At 45.0% G+C, this 14567-nt stretch carries 15 protein-coding genes; 13 read left to right on the plus strand and 2 right to left on the minus strand.

Annotated elements, in window-relative coordinates; all coding sequences use genetic code 11:
- Positions 1–96 precede the first annotated feature (96 nt).
- From ENN47_04525 to ENN47_04535, 3 genes are read left to right on the plus strand one after another with little or no spacing between them, the layout of a single operon-like run.
- Positions 97–570 (plus strand): ribosome maturation factor RimP, encoded by a 474-nt coding sequence (locus tag ENN47_04525; protein ID HDP77448.1) that lies wholly within the window; start codon positions 97–99, stop codon positions 568–570.
- A 21-nt stretch (positions 571–591) separates the two neighbouring features.
- Complete coding sequence (nusA, locus tag ENN47_04530; protein HDP77449.1) at positions 592–1620, plus strand: transcription termination factor NusA; 1029 nt, start codon at positions 592–594, stop codon at positions 1618–1620.
- Between the two features lie 28 nt (positions 1621–1648).
- On the plus strand, positions 1649–2116 hold the full coding sequence (locus ENN47_04535) for a transcriptional repressor (GenBank protein ID HDP77450.1): 468 nt from the start codon (positions 1649–1651) through the stop codon (positions 2114–2116).
- Here the strand turns inward: ENN47_04535 and ENN47_04540 are convergent.
- The gene (locus ENN47_04540) at positions 2047–3408 is read right to left on the minus strand and encodes a ComEC/Rec2 family competence protein (protein HDP77451.1); all 1362 of its coding nucleotides are present in this window, start codon (positions 3406–3408) and stop codon (positions 2047–2049) included. The two genes, ENN47_04535 and ENN47_04540, sit on opposite strands and share 70 nt — an antisense overlap.
- A gap of 98 nt (positions 3409–3506) precedes the next feature.
- On the opposite strand from ENN47_04540, the gene ENN47_04545 reads away from it, so the two are divergent.
- From ENN47_04545 to ENN47_04590, 10 genes are all read left to right on the plus strand, one after another.
- Positions 3507–4574, plus strand: coding sequence for a polysaccharide pyruvyl transferase (locus ENN47_04545; protein HDP77452.1), 1068 nt, complete (start codon positions 3507–3509; stop codon positions 4572–4574).
- A gap of 4 nt (positions 4575–4578) precedes the next feature.
- On the plus strand, positions 4579–5679 hold the full coding sequence (locus tag ENN47_04550; GenBank protein ID HDP77453.1) for an iron-containing alcohol dehydrogenase: 1101 nt from the start codon (positions 4579–4581) through the stop codon (positions 5677–5679).
- Entirely contained in the window at positions 5676–6854 is a 1179-nt protein-coding gene (locus ENN47_04555) for a class I SAM-dependent rRNA methyltransferase (GenBank protein ID HDP77454.1), read from the plus strand. Before ENN47_04550 ends, ENN47_04555 begins: the two co-directional genes overlap by 4 nt.
- A 77-nt stretch (positions 6855–6931) precedes the next feature.
- A complete protein-coding gene (minD, locus tag ENN47_04560; GenBank protein HDP77455.1) occupies positions 6932–7744 on the plus strand; it encodes a septum site-determining protein MinD in 813 nt (270 codons plus the stop codon).
- Positions 7745–7760: 16 nt separating this feature from the next.
- Positions 7761–8036 (plus strand): cell division topological specificity factor MinE, encoded by a 276-nt coding sequence (locus tag ENN47_04565; GenBank protein HDP77456.1) that lies wholly within the window; start codon positions 7761–7763, stop codon positions 8034–8036.
- A gap of 6 nt (positions 8037–8042) precedes the next feature.
- Complete coding sequence (locus ENN47_04570; protein HDP77457.1) at positions 8043–8444, plus strand: YjbQ family protein; 402 nt, start codon at positions 8043–8045, stop codon at positions 8442–8444.
- A 53-nt stretch (positions 8445–8497) separates the two neighbouring features.
- On the plus strand, positions 8498–11248 hold the full coding sequence (locus tag ENN47_04575; GenBank protein HDP77458.1) for an O-antigen ligase family protein: 2751 nt from the start codon (positions 8498–8500) through the stop codon (positions 11246–11248).
- A 100-nt stretch (positions 11249–11348) separates the two neighbouring features.
- Positions 11349–12086, plus strand: coding sequence for an ATP-binding cassette domain-containing protein (locus ENN47_04580; GenBank protein ID HDP77459.1), 738 nt, complete (start codon positions 11349–11351; stop codon positions 12084–12086).
- Positions 12079–13035 carry a SufD family Fe-S cluster assembly protein gene (locus tag ENN47_04585; protein HDP77460.1) on the plus strand — a complete coding sequence of 319 codons (957 nt, stop codon included), beginning with the start codon at positions 12079–12081 and terminating at the stop codon, positions 13033–13035. Before ENN47_04580 ends, ENN47_04585 begins: the two co-directional genes overlap by 8 nt.
- A gap of 16 nt (positions 13036–13051) precedes the next feature.
- Positions 13052–14080, plus strand: a complete 1029-nt coding sequence (locus ENN47_04590; GenBank protein ID HDP77461.1) for a M42 family peptidase — start codon at positions 13052–13054, stop codon at positions 14078–14080.
- Between the two features lie 29 nt (positions 14081–14109).
- On the opposite strand, the gene ENN47_04595 is transcribed toward ENN47_04590, so the two are convergent.
- Complete coding sequence (locus ENN47_04595) at positions 14110–14535, minus strand: hypothetical protein (protein ID HDP77462.1); 426 nt, start codon at positions 14533–14535, stop codon at positions 14110–14112.
- Positions 14536–14567 lie beyond the last annotated feature (32 nt).

Genomic DNA, 14567 nt, shown 5'->3' on the forward strand with positions numbered 1-14567 from the left:
ATATCGCGATATTGACTGACGTGGTCAAAAGAGTTATAATTGTGTTAGTTTAAAACTCCCAAAGGGAGAGGGCTTTCTTGCCCTCTATTTTTTATTATGGTGGTGTTGTTTGTGGAGGACCTGAAGAGAGAGTTGCTTGAACTGGCAAACGAAGTCGCAAGTAACCTTGGCTATTCGATCTATGATCTCGGACTTTCGAGAAGGGGAAAGAAAAGACTGGTGAAAATCACGATCGATAAGCTAGATGGGTACGTATCTATTAGCGACTGCGAACTGTTTTCAGCCGAGTTTGGTAAGGCGCTTGATTCAGCGGACCTCGTGCCATTTTCATATGATCTGGTTGTAGAGTCACCCGGGCTGGAACGCGCTCTTAGAAGCCTCAAAGATTATGCTAGATTCGTAGGCGAGAAGGCGAAAGTAATTCTCCAGGAACCCGTTGATGGGGTTTCAGTCGTGATTGGGAAGATTATCTCGTGCGAAGGCGACGTTATCACTGTTGAGAATTCAGAAAACGGAAAAGAGATAGCATTCAACTTTTCAGACGTAAGACGAGCCAATCTAAAATTATGATTTTAACGGTGAGGTGTTCATATGAATCTCAATCTCTTGGAAGCCCTGGATCAGTTGCAGGACGAAAAGAACATTGAAAAAGAAGAAGTCTTAGATATACTTGAGAAAGCATTGCAGAGTGCCTATAAGAAGAACTTTACTTCCGAAAGTGATGTTGACGTTAGAATAGACAGGCTTACAGGAGACATAGAGGTCTTCGAAAGGCTTGCTGTAGTCCAATCGGTAGAAAACCCTTCGGTTGAAGTGACGCTGGAGGAAGCTCTTAAAATAGATTCTTCAGTTGAAGTTGGTTCAATAATCGAGAAGAAACTCAACATAAAGAAATTCAAAAGAATTGCCGCTCAGACTGCCAGACAGGTTCTAATTCAGAAAATCCGCGAAAGAGAAAAGGAAAACCTGTTCGACAAGTACGTCGACATGAAGGGAACCGCAACGACTTCCGAGATATTGAGAGTCACCGCCGAATGGATTGATCTTCGAATCGGCAAACTGGAAACCAGAATTCCCACTAAGGAACTCATTCCTGGAGAACAGCCCAGACTGAATTCTCTTATGAAGGTCTTTGTTGTGGACGTGACGAGGTCTGCACGAGGGCCTCGTTTGCTTGTCACGAGGCGGACACCTGAGTTTGTAGTTGAACTGCTGAAACTTCAGGTTCCGGAAATTGCCGGAGGAGATGTCACAGTCAAAGCAATTGCCAGGGAGGAAGGTATCAGGTCGAAAGTTGCTGTGTTCAGCCAGAATACTAAGGTTGATCCGGTCGGAGCTTGCATTGGTGAAAGCGGTACTAGAATCGCCGAAGTCTTGAGAGAAATCAAACCCGAGAAAGTCGACATTTTGAGGTGGAGTGACGATCCCGCAGAATTCGTTGGAAATTCGATTGCGCCCGCCTCGGCGCTTGAAGTGAAAATCGCGAATCCTGAAAACCATGAGGCAGTAGTATATGTCTCGCCAACCCAGCTGTCTCTTGCAATCGGAAAGGGAGGCCAAAACGCGAGACTTGCAGCAAAACTAACTGGCTGGAAGATAGACATAAAACCCATAATGTAGCTCAGTCTGACTTGAACGGAGGCTGATTATGAAGAAAGACCTGCTTAGGGCAGAACTGAAGAAGAGAAATCAGAGGATGACTGCTCAGCGAGAATACGTGCTTAGGTTCTTTCTAGAGGCCGAAACGGATCACCTGAGTGCTGACGAAGTATATCAGAAGGTTCAGGGAAGAAAATTCAGGATAAGTAAGGCAACAGTCTACAGGACGATCGAGTTGCTTGTGGAGATTGGACTCCTAAGGAAAATTACCTTCAGAGACGGAATAATCAGATATGAACCGGTGAAGAAGGGAGAGCATCACCATCATCACATAATCTGCACTAATTGCGGGGCAGTTGTCGAGTTTCACCTGGACAACCTTGAAGATCTTGAAGAGCTCGTAAAATCAAGGACTGGCTACACAATAGATGATCATCAACTGAAGTTCTACGGTTTGTGTCCAAAGTGCCAGAATGCAATGAGAAAAGCAAGCAGCAACAGCAATGACGTCAGATAAGCCGGAAACGGTTCAAGGCGTATAGCTGGAATAGCTTCCCCAATCCTGTTCGTAGTCTCTTCGAGTAAGATCGACATGGCTCTCAGACTTCCCGAAACAAAATCGCTTATAAAACTCAGTCCCAGGATATCTGTCAACAGGATGACTATCATTCCCACGTACGCAGGAACAACAAATATAGGAACCAGGATTATAGTAAGCGGTATTCCGACAACCGATAACGTTCCAAATGTGCTTAGAGATAGTGGAATAACTGCTGCCTGGGCTATCACACCAACTAGAAAAGCCTGGCCAATCAGATTCCTACTCTCGATTTCTGGCAAGAAGATGAGCAGGGCAGCCGTGGCAAAAAAACTTAGTTGAAAAGAGACGGATACGACGATTGAAGGTTGTGCAATAACGAGAATCATTCCCGAGATTCCAAGAATATTGAGCGGGTGCTGGCGGTAATCAATTAGTTTGAATACAGAATAACAGAACAGCATTAGGAAAGTTCTGAGTGCTGAGATTGCCGGGCCGGTAGACAGGGTGTATAAGAAGAGTATCGCAATTGAGATCAAGATTCTTGTGTTTCTGCCCAGCATAAGAAACGAGAGCATAGAATGAACCAGCAGGTACATCAAGCCAATGTGCAGACCTGAAACGGCAAAGAGATGGGCCACTCCGAGATCGGAGATTCTCTCTCTTGTTTCATAATCGATATGCCTTCTGTTACCTGCGAAGATCGCCGCGGCAATTGTATCCCTAAGTTTGTACTTTGAAAGCAGTCCATCAACGAATTTTCCTGGAAAAGAGACAAATTCAATTCTATCGATGCATCCTTCGACGCTTGAGTCAATTCTGAATAGCGGATAAGACTCCTGTCTCTCCAACGTGCCGGCAGTCCAGATTATCTGGCCTGGAAAGGCAATCGTATCTCTATCCGAAAGCCTAATATTCACGGCCGGGGGAAGATTCATCCACTCACCATCAATGAGTATCTTGCCCATGCTTGCCTCGATATTTCCAGATCCTCCTTTGCTAACGCAACCAACGTATTCAACCTTGCCAGTGTCAGGAAGTCTAAGCGTTGTGGTTTGGGCAAGGCAACCAATTCCGAAAAAGACCATCCATGTCAGTGGACCGATCTGCTTCGAGGTAATTAGGAGTACAGCAGTCGCCAGCAAGACTAGAGGCAACCAGCCATTCTCTTTCCAAATCAGTGCAAAAACAAACACTTCTCCCAGCAACACTGCCATGAGACAGTAAAGAAATGGGAAAGCCGTCTTTCTTTTGAGAAGTCCGTCTAGCATATATTTATTCTACATCCCTCGCAACGCTTTGTGAACAACGTGTTCGATGATTCACATGTGATAGAATATTATCGTCGAATGTTCCTGGAGGTTTTGAGGTGAGACAATTTTCTTTTGGCGGGCTGACGCTGGTGGGTTACTATGGATACAATAACCTTGGCGACGATCTTCTATTGCTTTCATCACTATCTCTCATCCAAGAGATAGGTTTTGAAGGGCCGGTCTATTTGCCGGCTGCCTCTCACATAGACAACATAGCTCAGAGATTCCCTTCAAGACTCGATATCAGACTGATCAAGAGATTCGGCGTAAGCGATCTCACAAATTCAATTAAGCACTCGACAGCAACCGTATTTGGAGGAGGTAACCTTCTTCAGGATCAAACAAGCTGGAGAAGTTTCTTATACTATTATGAGATTGCAAAACATACGCTTAGAAACCGCAAACCCCTTCTATTTCTCTCACAGGGGTTCGGCCCAGTGGGCAAATCAGTGAACAGAAATGCTCTAAACCGTTTGTTGAAGAATCCCTTGACTTACGGCGTGATGAGAGATGAAGTAAGTTATAAACATTTCGCATCTATTTCCAGGCGCGCGGTCTTGGGGACGGACTATGGTCCCTATTACCTGCAGAAAGAGGGGATAATTCCTGAGAATCGAACGATGGAGGATGGCCTTGCGGTTATAGTATTGAAGAATGGGACCAACGTTGACGATGTTCTAAGTTCTTTGAGACTCAACAATCTCACCGAAGTCTGTGCCGTGGGCTTCCATAACCACCACGATGAAGAAAAGAGAAGTGAACTTGAATCAAAGGCCAGATCAAATGGATTCAAAGTCAGGAAACCTCCAGAAGACCTTGAAGGAATGATAGAGATCTTCAACAATGCGGAACTAATAATTACTGAGCGTCTTCACGGAGCAATTCTGGCTATCTCCCTTGGAGTCCCTTTTGTTTGGAAGAAGAACAGCAAACTCGATAGATTCGTTAAATCTCTTGACAGGGACTGTAATCTCTCTTTTGAAGGAAGTTGTGAGAGCTTGAGCCTGGCTATTAACAGTTCATTGAAGAATCCGAGGAATCTTAAAGAGTATTACTGGTCACAAATGAATACAACGATCAGCGAGTCCAAAGAGCTGCTTAAGAAACTGTCGTTAAGAAGGTGATTAGATGTGGAAGTATTTCCTGCCGACAAAGATTTTCGCCGGAGTCGAGATAATAGTTCAGAACGCCGGGTTATTGGGGGAGGTTGGAACAAGCGCGTTCTTAGTTACCGGAAAATCGTCCGCCAAGAAATGCGGTGCGCTGGATGAAGTGCAGAGCGTGCTAAAAGGTCTAGATATCCAGAACGAAGTATTTGATGAAGTTGAAGAAAATCCCTCGTTTGCAACGATCGAAAAGGGTGGAAGAAGGCTTTCGGCCAGCGGATGTGATTTTGTGATCGCAATCGGTGGGGGGAGTCCCCTTGACGCCGCTAAAGCGATCTCGGTAATTGGAAGGAACAGCGGATCCAATTGCAGAGATCTGTACAAAGGACAACATCTTCCTGCCTTTCCAATAATTACAGTTCCTACGACATCCGGCACAGGCAGTGAAGTTACACCGTACTCCATTCTAACTGACGGTGAAGGAACCAAGAAAGGCTTCGGAATGCCCTCTACCTTTCCCTACATTTCCTATCTCGATCCAAGGTACACTGTCACTATGCCCACTGACGTGACTGTTGCGACTGCACTAGATGCCCTATCTCATTCAGTAGAGGGAGAGGCAGTTAACAATGGGAGGAATCCACTCGTTAAGATGCTTTCCAGAAAGGCAACTGGAATAATCAAGGAATTGCTTGGAAAGGTCTTGATGAACGAAGACAACGTCTCTTTGAGGGGGGAGATACAGTACGCTGCCACAATTGCGGGAATAGTGATTGCTCATACAGGAACGACGGCTGTTCATGCAGCCGGTTATCCCCTTTCATCCTTCAAAGGGGTGAAACACGGTATGGCCAATGCACTTATGTTGATCAAAATATTCAGGAGGATTGCTAATGCCGATCCAGAGAGAATAGCCAGTGCAATCGAACCCTTTGAAAATCTTGATGAGCTTAAGGCTTTCTTGAAGAAATTTGGCGTGGAAAGGATCGACCTAAGAATCTCAGATGAGGAAATTGAGAATTGGTCAGAAAAGACGGCAAAAGCACCCCACTTGAAAAAGACACCCGGCGATTTCGACAAACAGTTCTTTGCCCAGTTGTACAGGGAGATAAAGAACCATTGAGCTCCAGAGTGATTCTCAAAAGATCAATAAAGAGACGGATTGCATTCGGCCATCCGTGGGTTTATGACAACGAAATAGACAGGAGCGACGATCTTGAAGACGGCTCCATAGTCGATGTCCTAACGCATTCCGGTCAGTTTTTGGGCAGGGGTTATTATAATTCGGGTTCCACAATCAGAGTGAGACTTTTAACAAGGAGAAATTGCAGATTTGACGTCGGTTTCTTCTCAAAGAAGATAGAAAGGTCTGCCCTCTTGAAGTCTTCGCTGCTCAGAACCAGTGATGCCATGAGAATCGTTTTCGGTGAAGCGGACGGACTTCCTGGACTTATAGTAGACAGGTTTTCAGAGTGGCTCGTTGTTCAATTCAACACACTCGGCATAGCGCGTTTGAAAGATGTGATCGTTGAGGCCTTGATATCAGTCTTTAAACCGAAGGGGATATTCGAAAAGAGCGAGGGGATCTCCCTCATCAAAGAAGGTTTGGAAGCGAGAGAGGATTGGATTTACGGAAGCGGACCGGAACTTCTCCCTTTTTCTTCAGATGGAATCATTTTTTTCGCAGATACTAAGGGACAGAAGACCGGGTTCTTCCTCGATCAAAGAGAAAATGCAATAAGATTGTCCCAGTATGCGACTGACCGAGAAATCCTGGATGTTTTTTCTTACACGGGCAATTTTTCTTTCCACTGCATAAAGAAGGGAGCGCGAAGCGCAACTCTGGTAGACGCTTCGGAGAGGGCTCTTTCAGTAGCCAGAGAAACGGCGGAAGCGAATCGATTTACGGACAGTTGTCAATTTGTGAGAGCAAACGCCTTCGATTATCTGAGAGCGAGTGATCTCCCAAGGACCGATCTTGTCATAATTGATCCTCCGGCAATGGCAAAGACCCCTTCTTCGAAGAGGAGCGCTCTGAGAGGGTATAAGGAACTCAACTTGCGGGCAACGAAGATTCTGAAGAATGAAGCACTTCTTGCATCCTCTTCGTGCACTCAGATCGTTTCGGAAGAAGATTGGTCTCGGACTATTAATGACGCTTTTCACGACAGCAAGAAAGTTGGTGTGATTGTATTCAGAGGAGGTCAGCCCGTAGATCATCCCGAGGTTAGCTCGATCTTCGAAACTAGATATTTGAAATTCTGTCTGTATCGAATTTTCGAACTGGCAGATTACTGATCGGCGGATCAAATACTGTCGAAGTATCAATGTAATGCTATAATTCAGAAAAGTCTAACGGCTGGAGGTAGATATATATGGCCAAAGTATACGTTGTGACTTCCGGAAAAGGGGGAGTCGGCAAGACGACAATCACGGCCAATATTGGTTGTGCTCTTGCCAACAAGGGGGCTAAGGTCTGTCTTATCGATGCAGACATAGGTCTTAAGAATCTAGATATCGCTCTGGGCCTTGAAAACAGAGTTGTTCATACAATTCTAGATGTTGCAAACGGTAAGGTGACGGCTTCCGAAGCGCTAGTGAGGCACAAGCAGATCAAAGGGCTATATCTACTTGCAGCCTCTCAAATAGCAACGAAAGAGATGCTTTCCCCAGAAGACATGAAGAAGATGATCGCAGAACTTTATCCGAAATTTGATTACATCATTGTAGATTCTCCCGCAGGAATTGAGAGAGGATTTAGAAATGCAATAGCCGCGGCCGAAAAGGCCTTGATAATAACCACTCCTGAACTGCCCGCAATTACTGACGCGGATCGCGTCATCGGACTTCTCGAAAACTCTGGTATGCAGGAATCAAATATCAGGCTAGTCATAAACCGATTCAAAGTTCAGATGGTCAAACGCGGTGATATGCTTACTAGAGAGGATATTCAGGGGAACCTCGCAATAGATCTGATTGGAATCATCCCCGACAGCGATGAAGTAATCGTGGCGACAAACAAAGGCGTACCGGTTATCCTGAACGGAAACGGCGAAGGAATCGGAAAGGTCTTCGAGAACATTGCTTTGAGGATGAACGGGGAACCTATCCCGGTCGAGCAGGATATCCTTGAGCATGGATCGAAAGGATTCCTTGAATTCCTGAAGCGCATTTTCAGAAGAAATTAAGAGGGAGTTGAAGTGTATGTTCTTTGGACTTTTCAGGAAGAAGAAAAAAACTGAGGGAAGCAGAAAAGAAGCAAAGGATAGACTTGATTCCATAACAGGTGGCCGGAGATACTCGGTACCGGTGAGAGAGGTAATACCACAAGACATTCTTCAAAACAGCGGCAAGGATATGGTACATCAGATAAAGACCTATGTCGCTGATAAATACAAGGTTAAGGAAGAGAATGTCAAGGTTCAGCTTGAAGAACATAACGGATATGTGGTTATCATCACAAACGTAGTTTTCCACTGATTTGTCATGAGATACTCCGTAAACACGAAATTTAGAAACCAGCTAATAGACATTACAGATCTCGTAATCCAGTGTGTCAGAAAGTCGGAAGCTTCTTGTGGTCTTGTCAATGTCTTTGTACCACATACCACGGCCGCAATTACAATTAATGAAAACTCCGATCCCGATGTTGTTCACGATATCTTGCATTGGATGGGTGATGCGATTCCGAAGAGCAATGAATTCAAACACCTGGAAGGAAACTCAGACGCTCACATAAAGGCAACTCTTGTGGGATCTTCGATTTCCATTCCATTCAGAGATGATTCACTCCTTTTGGGAACCTGGCAGTGCGTCTATTTCTGTGAGTTTGATGGTCCCAGAAGCAGGGAAGTTATCGTTACGATAATAGAAAAAGCAATTCTCTGATGGGTCTCACCTTGCATACTTGTTGAGGATCGAGAGAAGACATAGGGGGCGATATGCACAAAGGAAGATTAGCATTTTTTGCTCTTCTGGTTTTTGGATCTTCGCTTTTTGCAATCAGGGGTTTCACGTGGGACATGGGAATCCCTAAGTTCTACTTCTCTTCGGTTTCGATTGCAGTTTTTGTTGTCTTCAGTTCTCTGAAAGCAGTGAGAAAGCCGTATCGCTTGGGCGTTTCTGTCCCGCAGATCTTCGCTCTGTTGTTTGGCGCTTACGCGTGCCTCACAACCCTTCAACTGCTTGGCGCCCTGCCTCAGGTCTTTCTTACTTCGCTTGGCTTTGCGATGAATCTGCTTCTCTTTGTGCTTTTCTCAGTTCTGCTATCTGCAGAGAGGTCCGATGTTCTATTGACAATTCTTCAGCTCTTTATGTTCGCTGGTCTCGTAATTGCCTTCGATGCGGTTTTTTCATTTTATTCTGGTCACGGTTTGTTGTGGGGAACAGACAACAATCCCTTTTCAAGGGGGAATCTATCTTCAGTAATCGGCAATGTCAATTTCACCACCGATTTGATGGCCATGTTACTCTTCCCGGCTGCTTTTCTAACAGTTTCAAACAGGAAGATCTGGAAATTCGATAAGATCCGACGAGCTTTTTATCTGGCACTTTTTTCGCTGTTCCTGATTGTGATTATGATTGGTCAGACCAGAGCTGTATATTATTCTGTAATAGGGTCCATAATCTTTATCGCGGCTTTCTCGATCTTCCCTCTTTTGAGATTCAAATTGAGATCCTTCGCTTCAGCGTTGGATAAGCTGTTCATAGTTCTGCTAATTGTTTCGGCCGCGGGAATAATGATCATCTACTCGGGCGACAATGTGCTCACCAGTGGAAGGTTCAGCTTTTCAGAAAGGATCTCTTATACTACAGAAGACAGTATCTCTGTTGACGTCAGGATTCTTCAGTGGAAAGCAGCGGTCAAGCAGTGGGAAAAATCAGCTGTGCTTGGTACTGGATTTGGATCATACAAGTACCTCTCGACAGAAAACATGGGAGAAGTGATCGTTGAACAACCGAAATACATGTATGTCGCCGGACTTAACAGCATACGCACTCATAACGAGTATCTTCAGCAAATGGGAGAAACGGGAGTAGTCGGAGTCCTGTTGATTGCAGGCTTCGTAATTTCCATGCTGCTAAACACGATCAAAGTGGTGAGAAAATCTTCCTCGGTAGATAGAATCATACAGTATCTTTTTCTAACCGCAGGATTGCTGGTAATTTTTGTTCACTCGATTCTTTCTTTTCCCGGACACTTGATGCCCAACGCTTTGTTCGCCGCCTTCCTCTTTGGCTTCATTATGAGCCCTGATCTAAGTGGTGAGAGGAGAGCCGGTTTTCACGTGAGCAAAGCTCTTCCTCTATTGATGGTTGTGTTTGCTCTAACCACATCCGTTTTGATGAGCCGAACTTTTGTCGCTGAAGGTCTCTTTACCAGAGGCTACATAGAGTATAGAAGACTTGAAAGCATAAATCCTCAGATTCCAGAGCTTGTGAATTCAATCGGCAACATCAGAAAGGAAGTCGAGGCCGCAGAAAGTCTGGAGGGAAAGTACTCATATCTGCAAAGCGAAATCTATGTATCCGAACGGTTCGACGCACTGGCTGAGAGATATCCGAACGCGCCAGTCGAACTACTTCAATCAATGGCTTCTGAAGAACGTGAAAAGGCCTTTGAATCGACTTTGACGGGACTGAACTCTAAGCTCAGAGCTGCTTCTTCGGCCCTTCTAAATGCAAGACAGGATTCGACTGAGAGTTTCTACTCCGCAATGCGAAATCTATCAACTTCACGGGAAATTTCGGGAGGTCAATATCTGTCGGAGGCTTACCTTGGGTATATGTATTTGACGGCACAAAGAAAGGAAGACTTTCGTCTGAAATTAAACATGGCAGGAAGGGATATCGGAAACGCTTTCAGAGAGATTTTCTCAAGAGCTGATATTTTCTCAGACTGGCTTAGCGAAGATACTTCACCCGGAGCAATGCTGCGTGAACTCCAAATTGATCACGCCTATTTGAGCGGCTTGGCAGATCTTCTTAAGCCAGACCTTGAAGCGACGGCCGTATCAGAACTCCTTGAGAATATAGATGTAAACCTGCTGATAGATTATCAGGTGACTCTCGATGCAATAGATGCCCTACTGCGATCCCTAAAAATATCTCCTGATCTTCAGGTGGTGAGGAATGCGGCCAACCTTCTCTTTCGAGTAATCGCTTCTTCCGAAATGATTGCCAACGAACTTGAGAATTTCGACCCTTACGTAATTAGCAGTAACGACTTGAATAGTCTTGTAGAAACGATCAAAAGAATTCCAGAATCAGAAAGAGAAGACCTTACGACTCTCTATGATATCGCGATTGATTACAATCCCGGAGGATGGCTAAAAGGGAACGATAACATTTACGGCGAATATTCGAGAAACCTGCTGCTGCTTTACGGTTTGGAGGCATTGGATAAAGTGCTTGAAATAGCAGAAAAAGAAGTGTTCGCATGGAGTGTGATGAAAGCCACCGATAGAGTTGTTCCTTCAGGCTCGATAGGAGAACTGACTCCTCTCAAAGAGCATGTTTCAAAGACTTGGTTTGACGATCTGTATGGAGAAGTGCATTCCTGGTGCAAAGACACTTCAATAGAGATCTCAATGGAGATTGAGGAAGGAGAGCTCTCTGAAGAAGCTTTGAGTAAAGCGAAGACGGCCCTCGACAATAGCGAGAAGTTCCTGCAGCTTCATTTGTTGTGGTAAGAATCAAAAGTCACCGGGGCGTTACACAGGTAATATGCCGGGTAATGTGGACGTTATTAATCGGACTTATGATTGTGTTGATGTAAATGGAGGTATGTTTATGCTGGAGGTCAAGGAAATCAAGTTAGTCCGGGAAGAACGCAAGATTCTGAACAATCTCACGGCTTCCTTTGAAAAGGGTCGAGTTTACGCGATTCTCGGAAACAACGGCGTTGGAAAATCAACATTATCATATGTTCTTATGGGTCTTGAGTCGCATAAAGACTACGAGGGAAATATATACTTTGATGGGGAAGAGATAGATCTCTTGTCAGTATCGGAGAGAGCAAAGAAAGGCATCTCTCTTGGTTGGCAGGAACCGGTAAGATTTGAGGGACTCACCGTTAGGGAGTATCTAACTCTTGGCGGCAAACTGAAGCTTTCCGCTGAAGAGCTGAATGAGACGCTTTCCACAGTGGGTCTCAACAGAGAGTACCTTGATAGGCTTGTTGATGAATCGCTGAGCGGCGGTGAGAGGAAGAGAGTTGAACTGGCTTCAATAATACTGGTGAATCCCCGAGTCACTATTCTCGATGAACCTGATTCCGGAATAGACATAATGTCAATGGAAATGATTGAGCATGTGCTCGAAAGACTTAGCGATAAAGGCTCCATAGTCATAATCATCACCCACCGGGAGGAAATCGCCAGGATGGCGGACGAAGCCTACCTACTTTGTGGAGGCAGAATACTTGCTTCCGGTGAACCGGAAGAAATAGTGAGTTTTTACAGAAAACTCTGTGACAGCTGTCAGCACATTAATGAGCCGGTTAAGGAAGGCGGTCTTCCAAATGATTGAATCGAACTACGAAAGAGAATTCAAAGCAATTGCCAATGAGTATGAGAAATCAGGCGGTAATGTCTCTGATTTCTTGAGGAAGGATATTGTATCAATCATTGTTAGCGGTAATAAAGTGATTGGCAGAAACACGGTGGATGGTGTGCATGTGAGGGCAGAAGAACTGGACAACGGAGTAGAGATTTGGATTGACATCGATGATGGCACAGTTATAGATAATCCAATACATCTCTGCACTGGTTACTTGAAGCCAGAAGGAACTCAGGAGATTCTCATTCATAATCATTTGGGAGACAGAGCTAAGGCGAAATTCATTTCTCACTGCGTCTTTCCAAGCGGCGTGAACTTTACTCACTCCATGGTCGCCGATACAGATGTTGGAAAACACTCCGAAATGTTGTACGAAGACACGCACATGCACAGCAAGGATGGCGGTGTAACCGTCAAGGCGACATATAATACAGTCGTCAGAGAGGGTGGTACCTTTCAGAACCTTTTTTATCTGACAAAGACCAGGGTCGGAAAGCTTTTCGTGAAGATGAATGTTTCTCTTGAGAAATATGCATCGGCTCATATAGAATCCAAGGTTTATGAGCGTGAAGATGACTATCTCGAAATAGATGAAGAACTCTATCTGAATGGCGAGGGCTCTTCTGGAATAGCAAAGACCACTGTATTTGCTACCGACAGAAGCAGGGCCAAGATTATCAACAAAGCCTATGGAAATGCACCTTTCTCAAGAGGACACATAGAATGCAACGAGATCATCAAAGGTGACTCCGTAGAAGTCGGAACGGTTCCCGAGTTGTACGTCACAAATGAGAAGGCCGAGCTTACTCACGAAGCTTCGATCGGAAGAGTAAACGTAAAGCAGATGGAGACATTGATGTCCAAGGGTTTGAGTGAAGAAGAGGCAACTGACATGATTGTCAGAGGAATGCTCAGATAGAAATGGGGGGAGTTCTTTGAATTACTCGGAGCAGTTTCTTGTAGAAAAACTAGTGCATCTAGCCAAGATACCTAGTCCTTCCGGTTTCACCGATGCGATAATTACTTATCTGGATTCTGAACTGCGAGGAATGGGACTCAATCCACGAAGAACAAGAAAAGGTGCTCTTGTCGTCGAGATAGGCGGGCAGAAAAGACCGATAGTGTTGGCAGCTCACGTAGACACTCTTGGAGCAATGGTGAAGTCTTTGAAGCCAAACGGGCGGCTTGAGATCACGAATATCGGTGGTTTCACTATGAACAGCATAGAAAACGAGAACTGCATCGTTCACACAAAATTCGGCAAATCCTTTACAGGTACCATTCAGTCGATTTCACCTTCAGTTCACGTCTTCGAAAATGCTCGAACACTTGAGCGGAAGATCTCTAATATGGAGATTCGTGTCGATGAAGAAGTTAAAGACGACAAAGCACTTCGAAAACTGGGAATAGAAGCAGGCGATTTTATCTCATTCGATCCCAGAGTGACTGTGACCGAAAATGGTTTTGTGAAATCAAGGCATCTGGATGACAAAGCGAGCGTGGCCGTTTTACTTGATCTGGCAAGAAGGGCCTCCTCCGGCGAGCTGACTCTTGTAAGAAAGACATATCTCTTCTTCTCAAACTATGAAGAGGTAGGTCACGGAGCCTCCGCAGCAATGCCTGAGGACTGTGAAGAGATCATTTCGGTCGATATGGGCGCGATAGGTGATACTTTGAAGACTGACGAATTCGTAGTTTCTATATGCGCTAAGGATTCAGGCGGTCCTTACGATAGTTCCGTTGTAAGGAATTTGATCGAAACAGCAAAAAGAGTCGGCGCCGATTATTCAGTCGATATATATCCTTTCTACGGATCTGATGTGGAAGCATCTCTTAGAGCTGGGTACGACGTCAAATTTGGACTTGTTGGCCCGGGAGTTGAAGCATCCCATGGTTATGAAAGGACTCATTGCAGAGCTTTGGAAAATACCTTGAAGCTTCTGATGGGATATATTGAAAGCTGAGGCGCCGCAGTGCCCCAGCCATCTAAAAACTAGAATACTATCTTGCCTTTCTTCTGTCCCTTTTCCTGACCAAGCTGGTTTACAAAGCCTGCGGGCGCAACATCGATGACTTTGCTTTTCTCAGCTTCCATAGCCTCTTGAAGCCTCTTCTTGTAGGCATCCATTTTTTCCTTGAGCTCGGTTACATCTCCTTCTAACCAACCAAAAATGCTTTCGGTTAGCTTCGAGGAAATCTCCTCAATCTCATCGCTTTCTTCCATCATTCCAGCGTTCTTCGTGACCTCGAGCTCTTCACTCACTGCCTTCTCGACATCTTCCCTTGTAAGCTCTGGCAACGTTGCCTTCACCAAACGCATAGCTATGTTAGTTCTAAGCCTTAGATCATCTATAGTCGCCTCTAGATTATCTACTCTCGACATTATCGCTCCTAAGAATTGATCAAGTGAAATCTGCATCTCTTTTCAGCTCCCTTCAACATTTTCTCTCA

The sequence above is a fragment of the Mesotoga infera genome (assembly GCA_011045915.1).
In the GTDB taxonomy this organism is placed as follows: Bacteria; Thermotogota; Thermotogae; order Petrotogales; family Kosmotogaceae; genus Mesotoga; species Mesotoga infera_D.

Coding starts and splice junctions, on each gene's coding strand:
- ENN47_04525 (HDP77448.1), top strand. CDS start 97: ATGGTGGTGTTGTTTGTGGAGGACCTGAAGAGAGAGTTGCTTGAACTG.
- nusA (HDP77449.1), top strand. CDS start 592: ATGAATCTCAATCTCTTGGAAGCCCTGGATCAGTTGCAGGACGAAAAG.
- ENN47_04535 (HDP77450.1), top strand. CDS start 1,649: ATGAAGAAAGACCTGCTTAGGGCAGAACTGAAGAAGAGAAATCAGAGG.
- ENN47_04540 (HDP77451.1), bottom strand. CDS start 3,408: ATGCTAGACGGACTTCTCAAAAGAAAGACGGCTTTCCCATTTCTTTAC.
- ENN47_04550 (HDP77453.1), top strand. CDS start 4,579: ATGTGGAAGTATTTCCTGCCGACAAAGATTTTCGCCGGAGTCGAGATA.
- minD (HDP77455.1), top strand. CDS start 6,932: ATGGCCAAAGTATACGTTGTGACTTCCGGAAAAGGGGGAGTCGGCAAG.
- ENN47_04565 (HDP77456.1), top strand. CDS start 7,761: ATGTTCTTTGGACTTTTCAGGAAGAAGAAAAAAACTGAGGGAAGCAGA.
- ENN47_04570 (HDP77457.1), top strand. CDS start 8,043: ATGAGATACTCCGTAAACACGAAATTTAGAAACCAGCTAATAGACATT.
- ENN47_04575 (HDP77458.1), top strand. CDS start 8,498: ATGCACAAAGGAAGATTAGCATTTTTTGCTCTTCTGGTTTTTGGATCT.
- ENN47_04580 (HDP77459.1), top strand. CDS start 11,349: ATGCTGGAGGTCAAGGAAATCAAGTTAGTCCGGGAAGAACGCAAGATT.
- ENN47_04585 (HDP77460.1), top strand. CDS start 12,079: ATGATTGAATCGAACTACGAAAGAGAATTCAAAGCAATTGCCAATGAG.
- ENN47_04595 (HDP77462.1), bottom strand. CDS start 14,535: ATGCAGATTTCACTTGATCAATTCTTAGGAGCGATAATGTCGAGAGTA.